The 20,606-nt window shown below is 38.9% G+C and carries 14 protein-coding genes; 2 read left to right on the plus strand and 12 right to left on the minus strand.

The window, feature by feature from the left end; genetic code table 11:
- Positions 1–622 precede the first annotated feature (622 nt).
- From VB694_RS21960 to pstS, 11 genes are all read right to left on the minus strand, one after another.
- Positions 623–1,705 carry an Hpt domain-containing protein gene (locus VB694_RS21960; protein ID WP_323362463.1) on the minus strand — a complete coding sequence of 361 codons (1,083 nt, stop codon included), beginning with the start codon at positions 1,703–1,705 and terminating at the stop codon, positions 623–625.
- Between the two features lie 432 nt (positions 1,706–2,137).
- Positions 2,138–6,007, minus strand: a complete 3,870-nt coding sequence (locus tag VB694_RS21965; RefSeq protein WP_323362464.1) for a beta strand repeat-containing protein — start codon at positions 6,005–6,007, stop codon at positions 2,138–2,140.
- A gap of 559 nt (positions 6,008–6,566) precedes the next feature.
- The gene (gene dacB / locus VB694_RS21970) at positions 6,567–8,027 is read right to left on the minus strand and encodes a D-alanyl-D-alanine carboxypeptidase/D-alanyl-D-alanine-endopeptidase (RefSeq protein ID WP_416233496.1); all 1,461 of its coding nucleotides are present in this window, start codon (positions 8,025–8,027) and stop codon (positions 6,567–6,569) included.
- Positions 8,028–8,279: 252 nt separating this feature from the next.
- On the minus strand, positions 8,280–8,741 hold the full coding sequence (locus VB694_RS21975) for a hypothetical protein (RefSeq protein ID WP_323362466.1): 462 nt from the start codon (positions 8,739–8,741) through the stop codon (positions 8,280–8,282).
- A gap of 451 nt (positions 8,742–9,192) precedes the next feature.
- On the minus strand, positions 9,193–9,954 hold the full coding sequence (locus tag VB694_RS21980; RefSeq protein ID WP_323362467.1) for a calcium-binding protein: 762 nt from the start codon (positions 9,952–9,954) through the stop codon (positions 9,193–9,195).
- On the minus strand, positions 9,929–11,470 hold the full coding sequence (locus tag VB694_RS21985; protein WP_323362468.1) for a cadherin-like domain-containing protein: 1,542 nt from the start codon (positions 11,468–11,470) through the stop codon (positions 9,929–9,931). The genes VB694_RS21980 and VB694_RS21985 overlap by 26 nt, the downstream gene beginning before the upstream one ends.
- A 178-nt stretch (positions 11,471–11,648) precedes the next feature.
- Positions 11,649–13,541, minus strand: coding sequence for a biosynthetic-type acetolactate synthase large subunit (ilvB, locus tag VB694_RS21990; protein ID WP_323362469.1), 1,893 nt, complete (start codon positions 13,539–13,541; stop codon positions 11,649–11,651).
- Positions 13,542–13,821: 280 nt separating this feature from the next.
- Positions 13,822–14,628 carry a phosphate ABC transporter ATP-binding protein PstB gene (pstB, locus tag VB694_RS21995; protein WP_323362470.1) on the minus strand — a complete coding sequence of 269 codons (807 nt, stop codon included), beginning with the start codon at positions 14,626–14,628 and terminating at the stop codon, positions 13,822–13,824.
- A 53-nt stretch (positions 14,629–14,681) separates the two neighbouring features.
- On the minus strand, positions 14,682–15,563 hold the full coding sequence (gene pstA, locus VB694_RS22000) for a phosphate ABC transporter permease PstA (protein WP_323362471.1): 882 nt from the start codon (positions 15,561–15,563) through the stop codon (positions 14,682–14,684).
- A gap of 101 nt (positions 15,564–15,664) precedes the next feature.
- Positions 15,665–16,615, minus strand: a complete 951-nt coding sequence (gene pstC / locus VB694_RS22005; RefSeq protein ID WP_323362472.1) for a phosphate ABC transporter permease subunit PstC — start codon at positions 16,613–16,615, stop codon at positions 15,665–15,667.
- A gap of 171 nt (positions 16,616–16,786) precedes the next feature.
- Positions 16,787–17,962 carry a phosphate ABC transporter substrate-binding protein PstS gene (gene pstS / locus VB694_RS22010; protein ID WP_323362490.1) on the minus strand — a complete coding sequence of 392 codons (1,176 nt, stop codon included), beginning with the start codon at positions 17,960–17,962 and terminating at the stop codon, positions 16,787–16,789.
- Between the two features lie 380 nt (positions 17,963–18,342).
- On the opposite strand from pstS, the gene VB694_RS22015 reads away from it, so the two are divergent.
- Together VB694_RS22015 and lspA are read left to right on the plus strand one after the other, a co-directional pair.
- A complete protein-coding gene (locus VB694_RS22015) occupies positions 18,343–18,930 on the plus strand; it encodes a biotin transporter BioY (protein ID WP_323362473.1) in 588 nt (195 codons plus the stop codon).
- A 95-nt stretch (positions 18,931–19,025) separates the two neighbouring features.
- On the plus strand, positions 19,026–19,502 hold the full coding sequence (gene lspA / locus VB694_RS22020) for a signal peptidase II (RefSeq protein WP_323362474.1): 477 nt from the start codon (positions 19,026–19,028) through the stop codon (positions 19,500–19,502).
- A gap of 281 nt (positions 19,503–19,783) precedes the next feature.
- Here lspA and VB694_RS22025 read toward each other — a convergent pair whose 3' ends face one another.
- Entirely contained in the window at positions 19,784–20,284 is a 501-nt protein-coding gene (locus tag VB694_RS22025; RefSeq protein WP_323362475.1) for a hypothetical protein, read from the minus strand.
- Positions 20,285–20,606 lie beyond the last annotated feature (322 nt).

Here is a 20,606-nt window from a genome sequence, read left to right on the forward strand (position 1 = left end):
TCAATGATAAATTGCTCTGGTGAAGTCGGGGATCTGGATACGAACGATTGCTATAGCTGAATACTTACCACAGATATAAATATTAGTGCTTTATTTAATGAAAAAAGCCCCATTCTGTAGACGAGGCTAAAAAAAGTTATCAGTTATGTTAATTGTAAAGACTCAGGGGACAGATCACCAACTTATTTTCTGAGAAATTGATGATCTGGGTATGACGTTGTTTTAAGTTGAGATACTTTTCAGTTGCCATTGATCAATCACCTATTACCTAAGACTGTTGAGGTCCTTTGGCATCGGAATGTTTAGCCCAACACCGTTCTAAAAGTTGAATTCTCCAGAGTATTGCGAACTGACGAGGATTCAAAATCAATTTAGCATCACGACTAAATAAGGGTTGGTTCAAATAATGCCAAAGAGGAAATTTAATTTTTGTGTATTTGGAGTTCATAGGAGGAACATAATACTATAAAATTGATTCAGCGGTAGTTGCAATTTCATTTAAAAAATTCATTTGTTAAATAAATTTCAACTACTAATACCTTTATTATTCAAGAATAAACTAATACTTTCCAATTGTAGTGCTGACAATAGCGAAATTTAAGAAAAGTTTATTTTTGGGCTTTTAAGAAAAAGCAAATAAATCCTGACTTTTTTGGTGATAAGAATTTGGGAAGGGACGAAGACTGAAAAGAAAATTTTGATATGCCATAGACATTTGTCTAGCCACTTCATCAATAGGTACACAACCAAGACTAGTTCCTAAACCGGGAACGGCAATTATATTAATCTGTTTTTGTATATAATTGCAGTATAATCTATTATGTTGGCGGACAGCTAATAAAGTTGCCCACAGACCTTGATAAACATGATCTTTGCCAGCTACAGACATCTGCATTCTCAAAGTAGGCGCATGAGCAATAAAAGGATGTAAAGAATGATTTGTTTCTACAATTAAAGATGTACCTATAGGTTGATCTCCTAAATACTCTTCTTGAATATGTTTTTGCAATAGTTTTTCTACATCTTCACCGAAAAATTTAAGAATTGCGGTATCGCTATTATTTTGAGCAGAATTTAAAGAACTAGCCGCAGTAACTACACAATCAAAAAAAGGCAAGTCTTCAAAAGTGCCATTGATTATTTGTACATGAGGTAATCCTGCAAAATAATCCGCAAAAGTTCTACACAAAAAAGTTTTAGTATCTAGTAGAATTAATTTTAATGGTATGTCATAACCCCAGGTTTGACAGGCATCTGTGTTGGTAACTTTGGCTTTGTAGTTTGATTTATCAATCAAAAACAATAAATGAGAATTGAGAATAGTAAAAATAGTATCGATATTCAAAGTAATATCATTGACTTTAGCTTCGGTTAAACCAGCAGGAGTTTTTATTTCTAAAACTAACCTTTTAATTGCATGATAGATATCTAAAAATAATAATTGTAGAGGTTCATCGGCAATTATTGGATAACGAAGTAACTTTAAACAATCCTCTAAATGATATACAAGTTTCTGTAAACTCGTAAATCCTAGCATTGCTGCACCACCTTTGAGACAAAAGGTAGCACGGAACAATTCACCTAATTCATCTCGGTTATCAATTGTATTTTGCAGATGAAATAAACCCTTGTAGATTGTGTTCAGGTGATCTTGAGATTCATCAACAAAATAGCCTATAATTTTTTTAAATTCTTCTGGTTTCATGGTTCTAACGGTTATTAGTTATCAAATTCAACTTCTTGAATATCTAGTTACAAGAATTATGAATGGCTGTTAAGCCCTTGGTTAGTCTTTATGAACAATCGCTACTGAATAACTACAGCAGAGGATGCTATTTTTCCGAGAAAGCATACCTAAAAGTTCAACTGTGGACAACTCATCATATTCACAAGTTTTTCTTATTAATCAAGGGATGGTTTGATTCCTCCTGTATTGAGACTACCCACTTTTGACTTGATTCATATCTTGAGCAAACGCCAAAAAAACCTCCTTTGTAACAATTCAAAGCGGCTAATAATTTTGTTTTGTAACGCAATATACAGATCCCCGACTTCTAACATCAAGTCATCATTTATTGACAAGTTCAAAAAAGAAGTCGGGGATCTTATGGTTCTGAAGTTGAATTATAGCTATATTTTATACAGTCACGATATGGTTAGCACTCAAACCCGGCAGCCCGGAAAGAGTTGCTATTTGCACACTAGACGAACTAGCGCCATTACCATCAGCATCAAAGAACAAAGCCCCATTGCTATTATTGTAAATAAACCGCTGTAAGCTATCATTGGCAGTGGTGATACCTGCACCAGAACGGAAAGCAAAACTAGAAAGCGTACCTACAACTAAACCACCACCGAAACCACTTGCAGATATTTGAATTACGTCATTACCTACAGTAAAATCTTTAATCGTATCAATTCCTTCACTGGAATTATTAAAGCGGAAGAAATCATTACCCACTCCACCTGTTAGGATATCAGATCCTAAACCACCGATGAGAATATTACTGCCACCATTGCCAATGATGGTATTATTGAGGTTGTTACCTGTACCATTGATATTAGCACTTCCGGTTAAGGTCAGGTTTTCTAGGTTGTTGCCTAAAGCCCAAGTAACGGAAGATTGAACTCTATCAGTACCAGCGTTAGCATTTTCGGTGACAACATCATTAATATTATCAACTGTGTAAGTGTCATTACCTAAACTACCAATCATGGTATCTGTACCTGTACCACCGTTAATCACATTATTACCACTATTGCCAGTAATCGTATTATTGAGAGTGTTACCAGTACCGTTAATATTTGCAATTCCAAGTAATATCAGATTTTCTTGATTATTGCCTAATGTCCTGGTGACAGAAGATTGAATAGTATCTATACCAGCATTAAAACCTTCTAAAACTTGATCTCCTGTATTATCGACAGTGTAAATATCATTACCAAGACCACCAATGAGGTTATCTGCACCTGTACCACCGTTGAGAGAGTCGTCACCACTGCCACCATCTAAGTAGTCTTGACCAGCACCAGCTTTAATAAAGTCATTACCAGCACCTCCGTAAAATTCCGTCATGCCTACAAAAGCACTAAAGTCGAATTTTTCCAAGTTTAACAGAGTAGTTCCAGTGATGTTTTGTAGTTGATTTGTGGCATTATTCAGGTTGATGCTAATAAAACTCGTAGCAATTCCGGCTTTGAGAACTAGGGTATCAATTCCTGCACCTGTTTTAATTTGGTCGTTTTGCAGTAATTCTTCAAAATTGGCAGTAACCGTATCATCACCGTTACCAGTATTAATCACATCTGTGTTGAGAGTGGTGGTGACAGTCTGACTAACAGCATTGACAGTTATTGCCACGGTGTCAGTATCAGTTAATGCCCCACCCGCACCAAAATAACCTTGATCATTAGTGACTATTTGCAGACTAGCAGCACCATTAAAGTTGTTGCTAGGAGTGAAAGTCAGTCCATTGAGGGCGGTGTTGATAGCAGATATTGTACCTGTAACATTAAGATTGCCTGTTCCGTTACCAGTGAAGGTGAGTCCGGTAGTAGAAGCGAGGTTGAGGATACCGTTATTAACTGTGAGGGTGACTTTGACCGGGTTGCTACCTGCATCAATATCACTGATGCTGATAGCATTAGCGTTAGCAGCGGAAAAAACCAAGGATGTATTTTGATTGATGGTTTGGCTGCTGGGTACAGTGTTAACTGGACTATCGTTAACCGCATTTACCCTAATAGCAACAGTGTCAGTATCGGTTTTTGCCCCACCAGCACCGGAATAGCCTTGGTCATTGGTGACTATTTGGATGCTGGTATTACCGTTAAAGTTGGCGGTTGGTGTAAATAAAAGTCCATTGAGGGCGGTGTTAATGGCAGATATCGTACCTGTAGCGTTGATGCTGCCTGTACCGTTCCCTGTTACCGTCAGTCCTGTAGTGGAAGCGAGGTTGAGGATACCGTTATTGGTGGTGAGGGTGACTTTGACCGGTTTGCTACCTGCATCCACATCACTGATTCTGATGACGTTAGCGTTAGCAGTGGAGAAGATGCGGGTTGTATCTTCGTTGATGGTTTGGGTTGTGGGTACTTTGTTAACTGGAGGTGCGTTGTCGTTGTCGCGGATATTGACTGTGGCAGTTTTGGCAGTTCCTAAAAAGTAGTTATTGCCATTGCTGAGGGTGAGGGTAACGGCTTCTGTACCTTCGTAGATGGTGTCATCAATGGGGTTAATGGTGACTGTGGCAGTGCTGCTACCTGCGGCAAAGGTAACGTTATTGCTGACGGTGGTATAGTCTGTACCTTTGATGGCTTTGCCTGTGAGGGTGTAGTTGACGGTGATGGCTTGTCCAGGGTTGCCGGTGCGGGTGAGGGTGAATACTCCGGGGTTGGGAGTTGTACCAGTGAGGGTTTCGGCTGCTTGGTTGTCGGTTGCTTGGACGGTGATGGTGGGTGATATCAGGTTGCCGTTGCTGTCGAATACAGCGATGAAGGCATCATCACCACCCTGATTAGTATTGCCTGGTAGAGTACGGCTAGTATAGCCTGTAACATAAATATTACCACTAACATCTACAGTGACATCATTAGCTGCGTCATCATAATTTGTGCCAAACTGTTTTAACCAAACTTGAGTACCATCGGCGTTATATTTGACAACAAAGGCATCACCAGTACCCTGATTGGTATTACCCGGTAGAGTGCCACCTGTTTCACCTACAACATATATATTGCCACTACTGTCGGCACTAATACCATAGGCTAGGTCATAATCACTCGTGCCAAACTGTTTGATCCAGGCTTGAGTACCATCAGCGTTGTATTTAGCAACAAAGGCATCATAATAGCCCTGATTGCTGTACCCTGCCAGACTGCCATTAGTCCAGCCAGTGACATAGATATTAGCATTATTGTCGGTGCTTATATCTCTGGCTTCATCTATACTGTTTGAGCCAAACTGTTTCACCCAGGCTTGTGTACCATCGCTATTGTATTTGGCAATAAAGGTATCACTATTGCCCTGATTGGTATTACCTGGCAAACTCCCAGAGGTATTACCAACGACACAGATGTTGCCACTACGGTCTGTACTGATGCCAGAAGTTTCTTCATAACTACTCGTACCAAACTGCTTGATCCAGGCTTGAGTGCCATCGGTATTGTATTTAGCAATGAAGGCATCATCACCACCTTGATTGGTATTGCTTGGTAAAGTGCCAGACGTTTGACCTACGACATAGATATTGCCGCTGCTGTCTGTACTGATGCTGCTGGCTTCACTATTATTAGAGCCAAACTGCTTGATCCAGGCTTGAGTTCCATTGGTGTTGTATTTGGCGATGTAGGCATTGTCAGCAAGACTGCGAAAAGTGTTGCCAGAGACATAGATATTGCCACTACTATCAGCACTAATACCGTTGGCTTCGTCATAACCAGCAGTACCAAATTGCTTCACCCAGGCTTGAGTACCATCATTGTTGTATTTGACTACAAAGGCATCAAAATCACCCTGGTTGGTGTTACCTGGTAGAGAGCCATAAGTGTAGCCAGTCACATAGACATTGCCACTACTGTCCGCGCTGATGCCTCTGGCATTATCATTATCACTCGTCCCAAACTGGACAAAGGATTTATAACCAAAATAGGATTTATCATCATTGACTATTGTGCCTATACCTTGGGTTTTGTTGAATATTGCCTGTCCAGAAAGCAGATTCAGGTTGACTTTGAAGGTTTCATTTGCCTCAACTTGTGCATCCCCTCTGATGGTGATGGCAAAGGTTTTAAAGGTTTCTCCCGGTGCAAAGTTTAATGTGCCTGTAACGGCTGTGTAGTCGTTGTTGGCAGTTGTAGCAGTGCCGTCTTGGGTAGTATATCTAATGCTAATGGTTTCGGTAGTTGCTTGGTTTAGGGTGACGGAGAAAACTAGTTGTTTTGTACCGCTGTTACCTTCGATGATGCTGACATCAAATATATCAATGATGGGTTTGATGGTTGCCATAGGTTTAGATTTTTACATATCAATATATATTCATACTCAATTATACTGGATGTATTGAATACGGTATTTTTACTGAATTACTTAAAATATGTATGTTCGTTTTTAAATATTCACAATTCTGATGCAGAGACTTTATGATTGTCTGAATCAGGATGTCCAGGATTTAAGGATTTACAGGATGAGATACTTAGTAAATTAAGTCGTAAATCGTAAATCGTAAATCGTAAATCGTAATTTTAACAATTATCTCACATAAATCATATAAAAACATCATATATAGGACTTACGCACTTTACAAAATAATCATGGGATGCTTTTACCGAAATAGGTCGTTTCAGTTTTTGATTAATGATTATGTTAATGGTAAATATACCCGTTCTGTAGGGGTTTAGCAGTGCTAAACCCTTACGAAAAATGTGGTTTTTACCACCATATATATTTGGTGTATTCGGTCAATGTGTAACTCCTAATATAATAACATTTCTAAAATATCACAAATTTAAAAACTCCTCCCCCAACAATCATCAAACAACATCCTGAAAATCCTGATTCAGATAAATTAACATCTTTTTAACTGTGTTAATAACACTACAATTTCATCCATTGCTTTCCTAATAACACTTGCAGGTTGTTCAGATTGATTGACGATAATACTAAAAACTAAAGGTTCATAATTAGGAACGTTGACATATCCAGATAGAGCAACTACACCCATCATTGTACCTGTTTTGGCTTGCACAATTCCCTGTGCAGATGTATTCAGAAACCGATTTTTTAAACTACCACTAACACCAGCAACAGGTAAGGAAGCACGAAATACTTCTGCTTGGTCAGATTTAGCCATGATTTGCAAAAGTTGCACTACAGCTTCTGGACTAATTAGATTTTTCCGAGACAAACCAGAACCATCTACAATCATATAGCTATTGGCTTCAATTCCCAATTCAGTTAAAGTTGATTTAACCACTTCTAACCCAGTATCAAAACTAGTTTGATTTTTTGCTAATGCTTGTTGATTACCTAAAGTTTTCAGTAAAGCTTCAGAATACAAATTATTACTATTGACGTTTGTTTCTGTTAATAATTCCGATAATACTGGAGACTCAACAGCGGCTATTTCTTGTTCATTTTTGCCTCCATTGATATGCGATGTCTGCTTAACTTTAATTCCCTCTTTTGCTAAACTCAATTGGAAATGTCGTAAGAAATTTTTAACAGGATCAAAAACAGCTATGGCTGTGATATCTGGTTTTGCATTCACAGCTAAATGTCCTTTAATGCTTAATATCTGTCCTTTTAAATCACGGTTAACTTCTATAAAACCTGGTTCGTTTTCTTGGGTAGTCACAGAATCATTCTTGATTTCCCAACTATATGCTTCTAGGGGATTAGCCCATTTAATTTTTAATGGTTGTCCAATTTTTTGAGGTAAAAAAGTTAAAACAGAAGCATTTTCATTGACAATTAAACTATTCACAGGTGCAGCATAATAAAATTGTACATCTTCCCATTGCCAACTAGGATGAACAACTTCACCTTGAAAATAACTATCATCAGCAATTAACTGATCAATTTCCCGAATTCCTTGTTGATATAGTTGTTTTGCTAATATTGTTAATTGAGCATCTTTTAAGCTCGGATCTCCTCTACCAACAACACGTAAAATACCATTAATGTCTTGATAAACAGAAGTACGAATACGAAAATTTGCCCCTAATTTTTGTAATGCTGCTGCTGTTGTGAGAAGTTTAGTATTAGAAGCAGGAATAAAATATTTTTCCCCATCTCGATTGTAAAGAGTTTTTTGAGACGATATGGGTTTTACTAAAATTCCCCAACGCATTCTTTTAAATAAAGGACGATTAATTACAGAATTAATAGATGATTCTATTTGAGCAGGACAAGTATATTTTGCAGTAGTTTTTACTTCTGGGGTTTGTGCTTGAGCGATTTGTTGATTAACAGCAATTTGAATGCTTACAAATAGCGAAATCAAGCTCATAGAAATTCTTTGGGAAATCATTTTATTTCTGCTAAACCTCATCATAATTTTGTAATTTTGCGTAGCTTTCGCTTTAGCGATATGTTAATTTGGATAATTTATTTCTTGGAAGTACCCTAGACAAAAAGCCCATGATATCCTATTATGTGCGACTCATGAGCTAAATAAACTTATTTATCTGGAGTTGATCCCCAATTTCTTTGATAAGTTGGGGATCTGGGTATTAAGTTTTTTTAAATCGAAGTTTCTGATCAGAACATAAACAAATAATTATTCCTCTTCCTCCTCTTCGTATTCCTCGAAAACTTCGTCTATCAGTTCTTCTGCTCGATCATCGGAAATTTTTAATACTTCCTGAAGATCAAAGAGATAATCTTCTTCTGATTCTGGTATCTCTTCTTCCATCCCCACTATCAAGATAGCTGTGATGTAAGCAGCTTCACGATTGCTCTTTTTTGTTAAAGATGCGATCGCACTAGGAATTAAATTCTCTACTTTTTGTTCCCCTATTAAGGCGTTAACTTTGGCTGTTAACTTGTCAAAGTCTTCCTCAGAGAAATTTTCAAACAAATCAATACCTTCTAGCATTTCTGGTAAGGGGTATTCTTCAGGGGAAATAATCCCTTCATCTTCACTAGAAGCTGAAAAAAGCCCAATGATAGCGATCGCTACCTCTGCTTCTAGCTTAACTGGAGTGCTGCTGCTGCTTTTAACCAACTCAGATTTAGACATGATTATCCTTTTGATTGAGCTAACTTCTTAGATTCCCAAATCATTGCAGAAAATCACAGAGGCTGTTACTTTTTTTCATACATTTATAAGACAGTAATATTTTTAACATAGATATCCAAGGGTTTTATTGCAGTACCTAAGTTTTTTGATAATCACATTAACACAAAAAATAGTTCTCTCGGCAGTATATTATAGAGACGTTCCTAGAAACGTCTCTATACAGGTAGGAGTTTCTGTGACAAGATAATCCTCAAAACCTAGACAACCAAGCTAAAATCACTACTAGCGAGAGTTATACCAACATTACCTAAACGCGCAAACTCAAACACTGCTGCTGCACCCAAAACGTTACCATTTTGGTTATAGAATAGACTACCAGTGCTTTGGCTAAAGACAACATGGGCATTACTAGCGTCTACAAATTCATCATCAGCAACAACTGCAAAGTCAGTTAAAGCCTGTCCGACAGCATTGGTAAGGCATTGAAAGTGGTTTTACTTAATACAATCTGGTCTATTCCCGCTTCAAACTCGCTAATGTAATCAACGCCTAAGCTGGTACTAAAGGCACTATCACTTTGAAACAGATATTTATCATTACCCGTTCCACCATTGAGAATATCATTACCTGCTCCCCCCCAGAGTCTATCATTACCAGTTCCACCAATCAGATTATCATCACCAATTTCACCAATCAAATTATCATCACCAGTTCCACCGTTGAGAATATCATTACCAGTTCCACCGTTGAGAATATCATTACCTGCTAACCCTTGCAGTTGATCATTTCCATTTCCACCATTTAAGGTATTATTCAGTGAATTACCCGTGAAACGGTCATTTCCTGTGCCACCTATAGCATTTTCGATGACGTTGTTAGCAGAAAGGACGAGTTTGAGATTGCTATTGACAGTTTGTGATGTGATGACACCCAAATTTACCTTCACAGCAGCAGTAGTACCACTGAAATCAATAGTATCTATTCTTCCGGGTGTTGTTTCTATAATAGTGTCAATTCCTAAAGCAGTATTGGCAACAAAAGCATAAGTATCATTACCATTGAAACCGAAGAGGATGTCATCACCATTCAATCCTGAGAGTATGTTATTAGCGTTGTTACCTTTGAGGATATTATTACCTGTATTACCAGTACCGTTGATTGCTGCTGTTCCAGTTAAGGTAAGGTTTTCAACGTAAGTTGGCAGAAGCTCCATTACCTACCTCCTCAGAATTGTTAAATGAGACTAACCCAATGGTTTTTGTAGCGGCATCATAAATAAATACATCGCTAGTCCCATTGGTATCAACGCTAAAGACGTTACTTGCACTGGATGTAACTGTGACTAACTGACCATCGGCAGAAATGCGAGGGTTGTCTGTGACTCCATTACCTTGGATGCTAGAGAAAATAATTTGTCCTAGTTGTCTATCATACAGAAATACGTCCCTAACGCCATTAGTATCACCAGTAACTAAGTTGCTCGCATCAGAGCTAAAAACCACATAGCGACCATCAGCAGAGATGCTCGCTAAATTGCTTGATCCATTAGCTTGAGTACCCCCGATGCCATTGGAAATACGGGTGGTAGTATCTGTTAGCAAATCTCGTAAAAAGATATCTGCAAATCCATTAGTGTCTCCAGCTACCAAATTTGTCGCATCAGACCGAAAAACAACGTAGCGTCCATCTGGACTCATGTAGGCTCCATTTGAGACTCCATTTGCTTGAGTGCCATCGGAGGCAACCGAAACTCGAATGGTTGTTCCAACTTGCCGATCACGAACAAATACATCGCGGACATTATTCGTGTCACCACTTACTAAATTAGTGGCATCTGAAACAAAGGAAACATAACGTCCATTATCAGATAAATAACCAATTGATGATAAGCCATTACTTTGACTACCATCATTAGCTACGGTGACAAGGCTAGTCGTACCTACTTGTGTGTCTCGAATAAATCCATCTTGAACGTTATTTGTATCGCCACTAACTAAGTTACTGGCAAGGGATTGGAAGAGAACAAAGCGACCATCTGAGGAAATGGATGATGTTTCGATAGTTGATACATTGTTAGCTTGAGTGCCATTCGTGGCAACGGAAACGCGCTTGGTGATTCCTAATTGGCGATCATAGATAAAAACATCGGAAACATTGTTGGTATCGCTACTGACTAAGTTGGTTGCATTAGATTGAAATGTTACATAACGTCCGTTGGCGGAGATACCTGGAAGAATAGAATCTCCGTTAGTTTGTGATCCGTTAATTCCTACGGAAACTTTGGTAACGAAGGTGTTATCTGTAAAGTTGAAGGTAAAGCTATCGTTAGTTGCAAGGTTGTTAGTATTGGTGTAGGTGACGAGTCCTTGGAGGACATCTAATTGAGTGAAGGTGCTACCAACTGTCAATGAAGTTCCATTTAGTTTTAAGCTTCCTCCGGTTGGGATGCCAGTCAGGGTATATACCAGTTGATCGGGAAAACTATCGGCATCTGTGGCCTGTAAGATGGCGCTGGTAATTGTTACCGTGCTACTGCTATCAAGAATCTCAATTTGTGGAAGTTGACTAAAATCACCTGCTTGCCATTGAGAACGAAGCGTTACAGCCACAGTGCGATCATACTGCGTACCAAAAGCCGTATCGAAGAGATTCCAGGAACTGTCTAAACCAGAAAAGGCGCTCAGTTGGTTATAACTCAGTGTCAATGCAGGGTTGAGTAAGAGATTCATATAATCAGGAATAGATGATTTTTATACATATTAGACCCAATTAATACTTGTATCTATTGCCGTAATTTAACGTAATATATTGTAGCAATACTAAAACTGTACATAACAAATTAAATAAGAATCTTATATATAATTATTGAGTAAGGGTTTAGCATTGCTAAACCCCTATAGCATCTAACTACAACTTAGTTCCGCACTCAGCGCAGAAATTATGGTTAGGTGGATTTTTTGTACCACAGTGACTGCAAGAAACTGGTTCAACCGTAGCTGTAGGTGCTGGCTTAGGTAAACCAAACATCTGTGCATTACTCTTACCAGGAGCTACCATTGGATAGCAGTTTTCATCTCTGGTAACATGAACATTGACAATCACCGGTCCATTGTGTGCCAGCATTTCGGCGATTTTGTCTGCCAACTCTTCCCGCTTGCTAATCACCATCCCCTTGATACCATAAGCCTGTGCTAAAAGCTCAATATCAGGCATCCCGACTTCCATATTTGAGCAGGAATAACGTTCACCATAGAAGGCTTCTTGCCATTGTCGCACCATGCCCTGCCAACCGTTGTTTAAAATTACGGTCTTGACATTTATACCATATTGTGCTAATGTTCCCAATTCCTGCAAGCACATTTGGAAACTAGCATCACCACTGATACAGATTACTTCTTCATCGGGGAAGGCAACTTTAACACCCATGGCCGCAGGAACACCAAAACCCATTGTGCCTAAACCTGCGCTAGAAATCCAGCGTCTGGGTCCATTTTTGAGGAATTGGGCAGCCCACATTTGATGCTGACCAACATCAGTGGTATAAAAAGCGTTGGGTGCTTGACTACCAACTTCCACAATTACTTCTTGGGGAGAAATGCTATCAGCATGATGAGGCACAACCAAGGGATAATCTTTTTTCCAACGGTTAATTAAGTTTAACCATTCTTGGTTTTGATCAGGTGTAGTTTTTCTGTTTGCGTCTTGACATCGCCGCAGTAAATCAGTTAAAACACTCTTGACATCGCCGACAATAGGAACTTCAGGAACACGGTTTTTACCAACTTCAGCCGGATCAATGTCAATATGAATGACTTTAGCATGGGAAGCGAATTCATCTAATTTACCTGTCACCCGGTCATCAAATCTTGCACCGACGCAAATGAGCAAATCACAATCTGTTACAGCAAAGTTAGCGTAAGCCGTGCCGTGCATTCCTAACATTCCCAAAGAGAGGGGATGATGTTCATCAAATGCACCGATACCCATCAAAGTAGTAGTGACGGGAATATTAAATAATTCTGCCAGATGTTTAACTTCTGTATGGGCATTAGCTGCGATCGCACCCCCACCCACATACAATAATGGACGGCGACTTTCTCTAATTAACTGTATAGCTGCGTTAATTTGACGGGGATTACCTTTAACTGTGGGACGATAACCAGGTAACTTCACAGAACCTGGTGCTACAGGTACATAATCAAATTGTTCCAAAGCCACATCTTTAGGAACATCTATCAAAACAGGTCCAGGTCTGCCCGTGCTGGCAATGTGGAAAGCTTCCGCCACAATTCGCGCCATATCTTTAGGGTCGCGAACTACATAAGAATGCTTGACAATGGGTAAAGTGATACCGTAGATATCCGTTTCTTGAAAAGCATCCGTACCAATTGAAGCCCGTGGCACTTGTCCTGTAACCACAATCATGGGAATTGAATCCATGTAAGCAGTAGCAATACCCGTAACTAAGTTAGTCGCTCCCGGTCCAGAAGTACCAAAACATACTCCTACTTTACCAGTTGCACGGGCATAACCATCAGCCGCATGGGAAGCACCTTGTTCATGTCTCACAAGAATATGCTTAATACTGCCATTTTCTTCGACTTTATACAGGTCATCATAAATCGGTAAAATTGCTCCACCGGGATAACCAAAAATATACTCAACACCATGACGAAGTAGACTATCTAACAAAGCAAAACCGCCAGAAGCTCTTGTAGGAGTAACAACTGACGAGCTAGAGAGAGGAGACTGCTTGTGATTTACGGATTCTGGGATACTGATTTGAGAAGGTGAGCGCACGGTTAACCTCAAAATATAGTTAAAATTAAGGATTAGATTCTGTATTTAGAATTTCAGTTTAACATTTTTACTAATTGTGGAAACAGCATTTTAACTGCCTTTACAGCCATTTGTATTCTCACAATTTTCAATCCTACCTTCTTCACCCTAACTATCACACATCAACAACAGACGCATAAAAAAATATCACTGTACAGATTTTCCAGTGATAGGTAGATGTAGATTATTTTTAATAGATAGCTGTCACATCAAAATAGAAACCGTGACATCACTATTATATTTAACCGAACCTACCGCTGATGTAAGCTTTTGTATCTTCTTGTTGTGGATTGTTGAAAATTAATTCTGTCGAGGCGTATTCTACTAAATAACCTGTACGTCCACCTTTATCGGAGGTTTTGACGTTAAAGAAAGCTGTTTTATCAGAAACCCGTGCAGCTTGCTGCATATTGTGGGTAACGATAACGATAGTGTATTTTTGTTTAAGTTCGTGAATTAGTTCTTCAACGCGCAAAGTGGAAATAGGATCAAGAGCAGAACAGGGTTCATCCATGAGGATAACTTCTGGTTGAACTGCGATCGCTCTAGCAATACATAATCTTTGTTGTTGTCCACCAGATAGGGATAAACCACTTTGGTTAAGTTTATCTTTAACCTCATCCCACAAAGCCGCTTGTCGCAAACTCTGTTCTACTAATTCGTCAAAATTGCCTCTATAGCCGTTGATTTTTGCACCAAAAGCAATATTTTCTTTAATTGATTTAGGAAAAGGATTTGGTCTTTGAAACACCATCCCAATCCGACGACGTACTTCTACAGGATCGATGTCAGGTGCATACAAATTTTTATCGTAAAAATAGACCTTACCTTCTGCACGAAAAGAATCAATCAAGTCGTTTAGACGATTATAACAACGTAGTAATGTACTCTTACCGCAACCAGAAGGTCCAATAAAAGCCGTAACTTGGTTTTTGGGGATATCTAGCCAAATATTTTGTACAGCTAAGAAATTGCCGTAGAAAATGTTGAGGTTTTCTGTACGTAAAACTAATTCCGTATCATTGATTGTACTAGTATTAGTAGCCATAGTTTAGAGTTAAGTTGTAAAGATGATTTGGGCATCTTAATGATGATGTTTTGTTAAGCCTTTTGCCTAGTTGCCCAGCGAGCGATGATACTTGTAATCAGAACCATCAACACCAAAATCAAAGAAGCAGCCCAAGCTAATGACTGCCAATTTTGGAATGGTGAAATGGCAAAGTTATAAACTAAGACAGCCAGAGAAGCCGTGGGTTTGAGTAAGCCACTAGGCCAAAAAGAGGAAAAGAGCGCAGTAAACAATAATGGTGCAGTTTCTCCTGATGCTCTAGCGATCGCTAAAGTAGATCCTGTAACAATTGCAGGTAAAGCAGCTGGTAAAACTACTTGAGTGACTGTTTGAAAATTAGTTGCTCCTAACCCTAAAGATGCTTGTCGTAAATCTTGAGGTACTAACTGTAAAGCTTCATCTGTGGTGCGGACAATAATTGGTAGCATTAAAATTGCCAATGCAAACCCACCACCCAAAGCCGAGTAAGAGCCTAAGTTGAGCTTAGTTAAAGTTAAAACTACAATTCCATAAGCAAATACACCAGCAATAATTGATGGTACTCCACTCAGGACGTTAGTAGCAAAGCGTACCCCTCTCGCAATCTTAGGAGTGCTAAATTCTGTTAAATAAATAGCCGCTAATACCCCCGTAGGAATACTGAAAAGAGCGCCAATACCAACCATCAGTAATGTTCCCAAAATGGCATTACCGAAACCTCCTCCTTTTCTGAAAGGTGCTGGTGGTAGTTGGGTAAATACATCGAGATTGAGACTGCTAAAGCCTTTAAACAGTACATAGGACAGTACAGCTAGTAAGGGAACTAGCGCCAATACTCCACAGCCAAAAGCTACTACGGTCATCACCGTATTAAATAAGGTGCGGGGAGACGTAGAGGAACGAGTCAGGCTGCTTGTGGGAAAAAGAGAAGTCATAATTCAACCTAATATATAGCAGTCAGCAGTTAGTGATAACACTTGTATAATCAGGATTTTATAATTTAAACTTGTCATTATTATCCTGATAACGGCTGTGACTAAAGTCGCTTCACCCGGAGAACTATATATTCTGCCAGAATATTGACTACCAAAGTCAAGATAAACAACACTAAAGCTGCATACATTAAAGCTGCTACTTGTAAACCACCAGCTTCAGAAAATTGATTTGCTAGTAGGGAAGAAATGGTATTAGATGGAGCTAACAAAGAAATATTGATATTGTTAGAATTACCAATTAACATCGTTACAGCCATTGTTTCACCCATAGCTCGGCCGAGTGCTAACATAACTGCACTGACAAGACCAGAAAAAGCAGCAGGAATGAGAACTTGAAAAATTGTTTCCCACCGAGTTGCTCCCAGTCCGATAGCAGCTTGACGTAAGCTGGGAGGGAGAGAAATTAAAGCATCACGGGATATAGCAGTAATGATAGGTAAAGTCATAATTGCTAATATCACTCCTGCGGGTAACATCCCTGGACCTGTAGGTGGGGAACTAAAAAATGGTATCCAGCCTAAATGAGTATGTAGCCATTTACCCAAATCATTTAAAATTGGGACTAAAACAAAAATTCCCCAGACTCCGTAGATCACACTAGGAATAGCCGCTAGTAGTTCTACTAAAAATACTATTACCAAACGCACCTGAGATGGCAGAAAATTCTCACTTAATAAAATGGCCGTACCAATACCGATGGGTATAGCTATTAACAGTCCAATAAAAGAACTCATCAGAGTTCCATAAATTGCTGGTAAAACGCCATAAGTGTCATTGACTGGGTTCCAACTGCTTTTAAATAAAAAGCCCAAACCGAACTCTTGGATAGCAGGCCAAGCACCAATAGCTACTTGTATGGAAATCCAGATGAGTATACCAGCGATCGCCAATGCAAAAAAGCGTGTCAACCAAATAAAGCCCCGATCTAGAGATTTGTCAAGTTCAGAGCGTTGTTTAATTGCTGATGATAGATTTTGAGAATTTGTAGTCATGAATACTGACTGTAAAAATAAAATCAGAAAAAATGTGAAGGGGAACCAGATTTACTCAAACTCAAACTATTGTTTCGTTGCTTTTCAATCTCACATAAGGACTCATCAGGGTTCCCAGCTGATTTGTGAATTCAATGGTTAGATATCTTGAGACTCGATCAAAGAGTGAAACTACTTACTCGCACTAGTAGCACCACCAACAGCAATTTTATAATCAGGACTGATCTGATCAGCAGCAGCAGCCACCTTCGTCACGACATTTGCTGGTAAAGGAACGTAACCTAATTCACCAGCCAGTTTTTGTCCATCAGTCAAAGCATACTCGATTGTTGCTTCCATTGCCTTTGCTTTAGCCGCATCAGGATACTTTTTATAAGCCAGAATCCAAGTATAAGTGACAATGGGGTAAGAATCTGCACCTTCTGGATCAGAAATAAAGGCACGGAGATTTTCTGGGAGGGTTACAGCTTCTAGAGTTTTAGATGCTGATTCTTCATTAGCTGTAACAATTTTGCCACTCTTGTTTTCCAAAGCAGCAAACTTCAGATTACTTTGTTTAGCGTAGCCGTATTCTATGTAACCAATTGATCCCTGAGTTTGTTGGATTTGGGCAGTAACACCTTCATTACCCTTACCACCAACACCTACTGGCCATTTTACACTTTTACCTTCACCAACTTTAGTTTTCCACTCTGGACTGATGGCGCTGAGATGTTTTGTAAACACACCTGTAGTACCACTACCATCAGCACGATAGATTACAGCTATTGGCAGCTTGGGTAACTTGGCTTCAGGATTGGCTTTAGCAATTGCCGGATCATCCCAAGACTTGATTTTACCCAGTAGGATATCAGTATATACTGCTCGTGGTAGTTTGAGTTCAGGAACATCTGGTAGGTTATAAGCTAAAACAATGCTACCAGCACTCACAGGCAATAAGATCACGCCTTTATCCTGGGGTACTTTGGCGATTTCCTCATCTTTCATTGCCACGTCACTAGCACCAAAGTCTACAGTACCTTGGATAAATTGCTCAACACCCGCACCGCTACCAACTGACTGATAGTTAACTTGCAAACTTGGATATTTTTTGTTCAACTCAGCAAACCAAGTTTGGTAAAGTGGCGCGGGGAAAGATGCACCAGCACCAGTCAATGTAATATTTCCACCTAAGTCCAACTTAGTAGGACTGGAGGCAGTAGTATTTTGGGTATTTCCTCCATTGTCAGTAGCAGTGTTATCTGGGCTTGATTCTCCCCCGCAAGCTACTAAACCCAGTGCCAGTGCTAATACGGTGATTGAGTTTCTCAGGCGATTATTTTTGACGGAAAATTGACGTAATAGCATTGCTGTCCAAATTTTGTAAATTGCCACATAAGCGCCTCTAACATACCGTTAAATATTTAATTTTAGGTAAACAAAAGGTTAACAAATTCAAAATTTATTCTAGGGATTCGCTGTTTGATTATGCTAAAAATTATACTCACATAATATGATAGTTCGCCAAAATTACGGTTATATTACTGAATCAAGAAAGATGAATGTGACTAAAGTCACACAAGCCACTTATATCTCAGGGCTAAAGCCGCTGAGTTTTACGCTTACCGGCTGTTCCTATAAGTAAACCTTATAGTCAAACCCAAAATATTCTGACTGCCATTGAGATTATGCGCCTATACTGGTTGCTGTTAGTGTTACCTTGGGAATTTCCCCCTGTTGCCTGATAAATGTTTGCTGCTTCCAATCAATTATTATGGTCCATGATTGGCTTACTCCTAACAATGGGTGGCACGTTCCTAGAAGCCTACGGCACTACCTTACCTTGGAGTTGGAGTCAGCAAGGAATTAAAACCCTTTCTTTAGGCGTTAGCTATCAAATTGGTGCGGTGCTATTAGTAGGTTGTTTAGGAGGTAAAAATGCTGGTGCGCTTTCGCAGATTGCGTATTTAGTCATGGGATTAACCTTATTGCCTGTATTTGCCGAAGGAGGCGGTATCGGTTATGTTAAACTATCCCAGTTTGGTTATCTGCTTGGCTTTATTCCCGGAGCTTGGATTTGCGGTTATTTTGCCTTTAAAGTCAGACCTCGTTTAGAAACCCTAGCATTTAGCTGTTTTTGCGGTTTGTTAACTGTTCACATCTGCGGTATTGCGTATTTAGTGATCAGTTATCTTTTCCCCTGGAGAGTTGCAGACAATCTACCTTTAATGCAAGCAATACTTAAATATTCTTGGTTATCACTACCAGGACAATTAGTTGTGGTTTGTGCCGTCACCATCATAGCTTATGTGCTAAGACATATCATGTTCTATTAGTCAATCGTCAATTATTAGTTGTCTAATGACTAATAACTAATAACTCATAACTAATGACCAATGACTAATGACCAATGACTAATAAATAATTTACCATGCGTTTAAAAAATCGCCTTTTTTGGATTGTTGCTTTCACTGCGTTTTTTACAGACCAACTGACAAAATACTGGGTAGTTAAAACCTTTGCTTTAGGACAAACACTACCACTACTACCCGGAATATTTCACTTTACCTATGTCACTAACACAGGTGCAGCTTTTAGTCTTTTCAGTGGAAAGGTTGAATGGTTGCGCTGGCTATCTTTGGGGGTAAGTTTAATATTGATATCTATAGCATCCTGGGGACCAATTTTAATCTTTTGGGAGCAGTTAGGTTATGGTTTTATTTTAGGCGGTGCAATAGGTAATGGTATTGATAGATTTGCATTAGGCTACGTCGTTGATTTTATCGATTTTCGCCTCATTAACTTTGCGGTATTTAATCTGGCTGATTCTTTTATTAGTATTGGTATTATTTGCTTGTTAATTGCATCTTTTCAAAAAACACCTACGTCTAGTCACAGATCACGCTAATAAGATACTGTTACTAAAAATGATTTAAATCTCTATCGCCAATACCAGCGGTTTCTTGATATTCAGAAATCCGCTGATTTAGTAATAGAGATTTTTTTGATACAAAGTTTTGGAAAATTCCCTGGTTGAACAAATCAACGTAGCGAGAGTTGTTCCTTAAGGAATGCTCAGTTTTTAATTTATAGCAAACATCACAGCAGTGAAAACAATCTTAAATTCTGGAATCTTTGTTAGACAAGACTTTTAAAAGCTGATTGTTGACTGCTATAAATAATTCCGGTTTACATACCAGATGGGGGAGTTGCTGGCAAAATATTGACAGGAACTTGTTCGCTGCTGTTACCTGAATTACCAGATTCCTGTAAAGAGGAACTTTCTGGAACTGGAGTTAATTGAGTAGAATTCTCAGGTGATACTGTAGTTGGTACCAAGGGTGCTGGAGTTAATTGAGTAGAATTCTCAGGTGATACTGTAGTTGGCGTTATTGGTACTGTGGTAGTATCTAGATTAGTATCGCTTTCAACAGGACTGCTTTCTGGTGCTTGAGCAGGACTTAGAAAATTATTATGCAGTGGTATACCATTTGGACAACGGGAATTAAGTGGGAAATGTTTGCAGAGAATTTTCATTCCTTCTGGGGACATTTTGATTTCCGCTGCCGAACCCATAGATGAGTCACTCGATTCTGTCAATAAAGATTTACTTGATTCAGCCATAGCAACATTGCTGGTAAGCATTAAAGTCATGGCTGTACCAATCAGGGTCAGAGATTTTCCCTTCATTCTGAAATTAACCTCAAGGTCAACGGAACAATTCGCTAATTAAATCAAACTATTGATTAGACAAAATCTTCCTCAAGGAAGATGTAATTTTCATGTATTAATGATAGTTGAATTTAAAGATGGTAGCATTTAAATCTTTTGTTTATTGTAGAGTAGTTTTTAGGAATACAAGACTAGATATAGTGGTTGAATCTGTACAGATATTGATATTGAGATAAAATGAGCATTTGATTTAAATAACAATCATTTTCCCATAGAGAAACTAGTGCAAAAAATCACAGATTAATTTCACTTTATTTGTATCTCAAAGTATAATAAGTAA

This window comes from Anabaena sp. UHCC 0451, from assembly GCF_034931405.1.
In the GTDB taxonomy this organism is placed as follows: Bacteria; Cyanobacteriota; Cyanobacteriia; order Cyanobacteriales; family Nostocaceae; genus RDYJ01.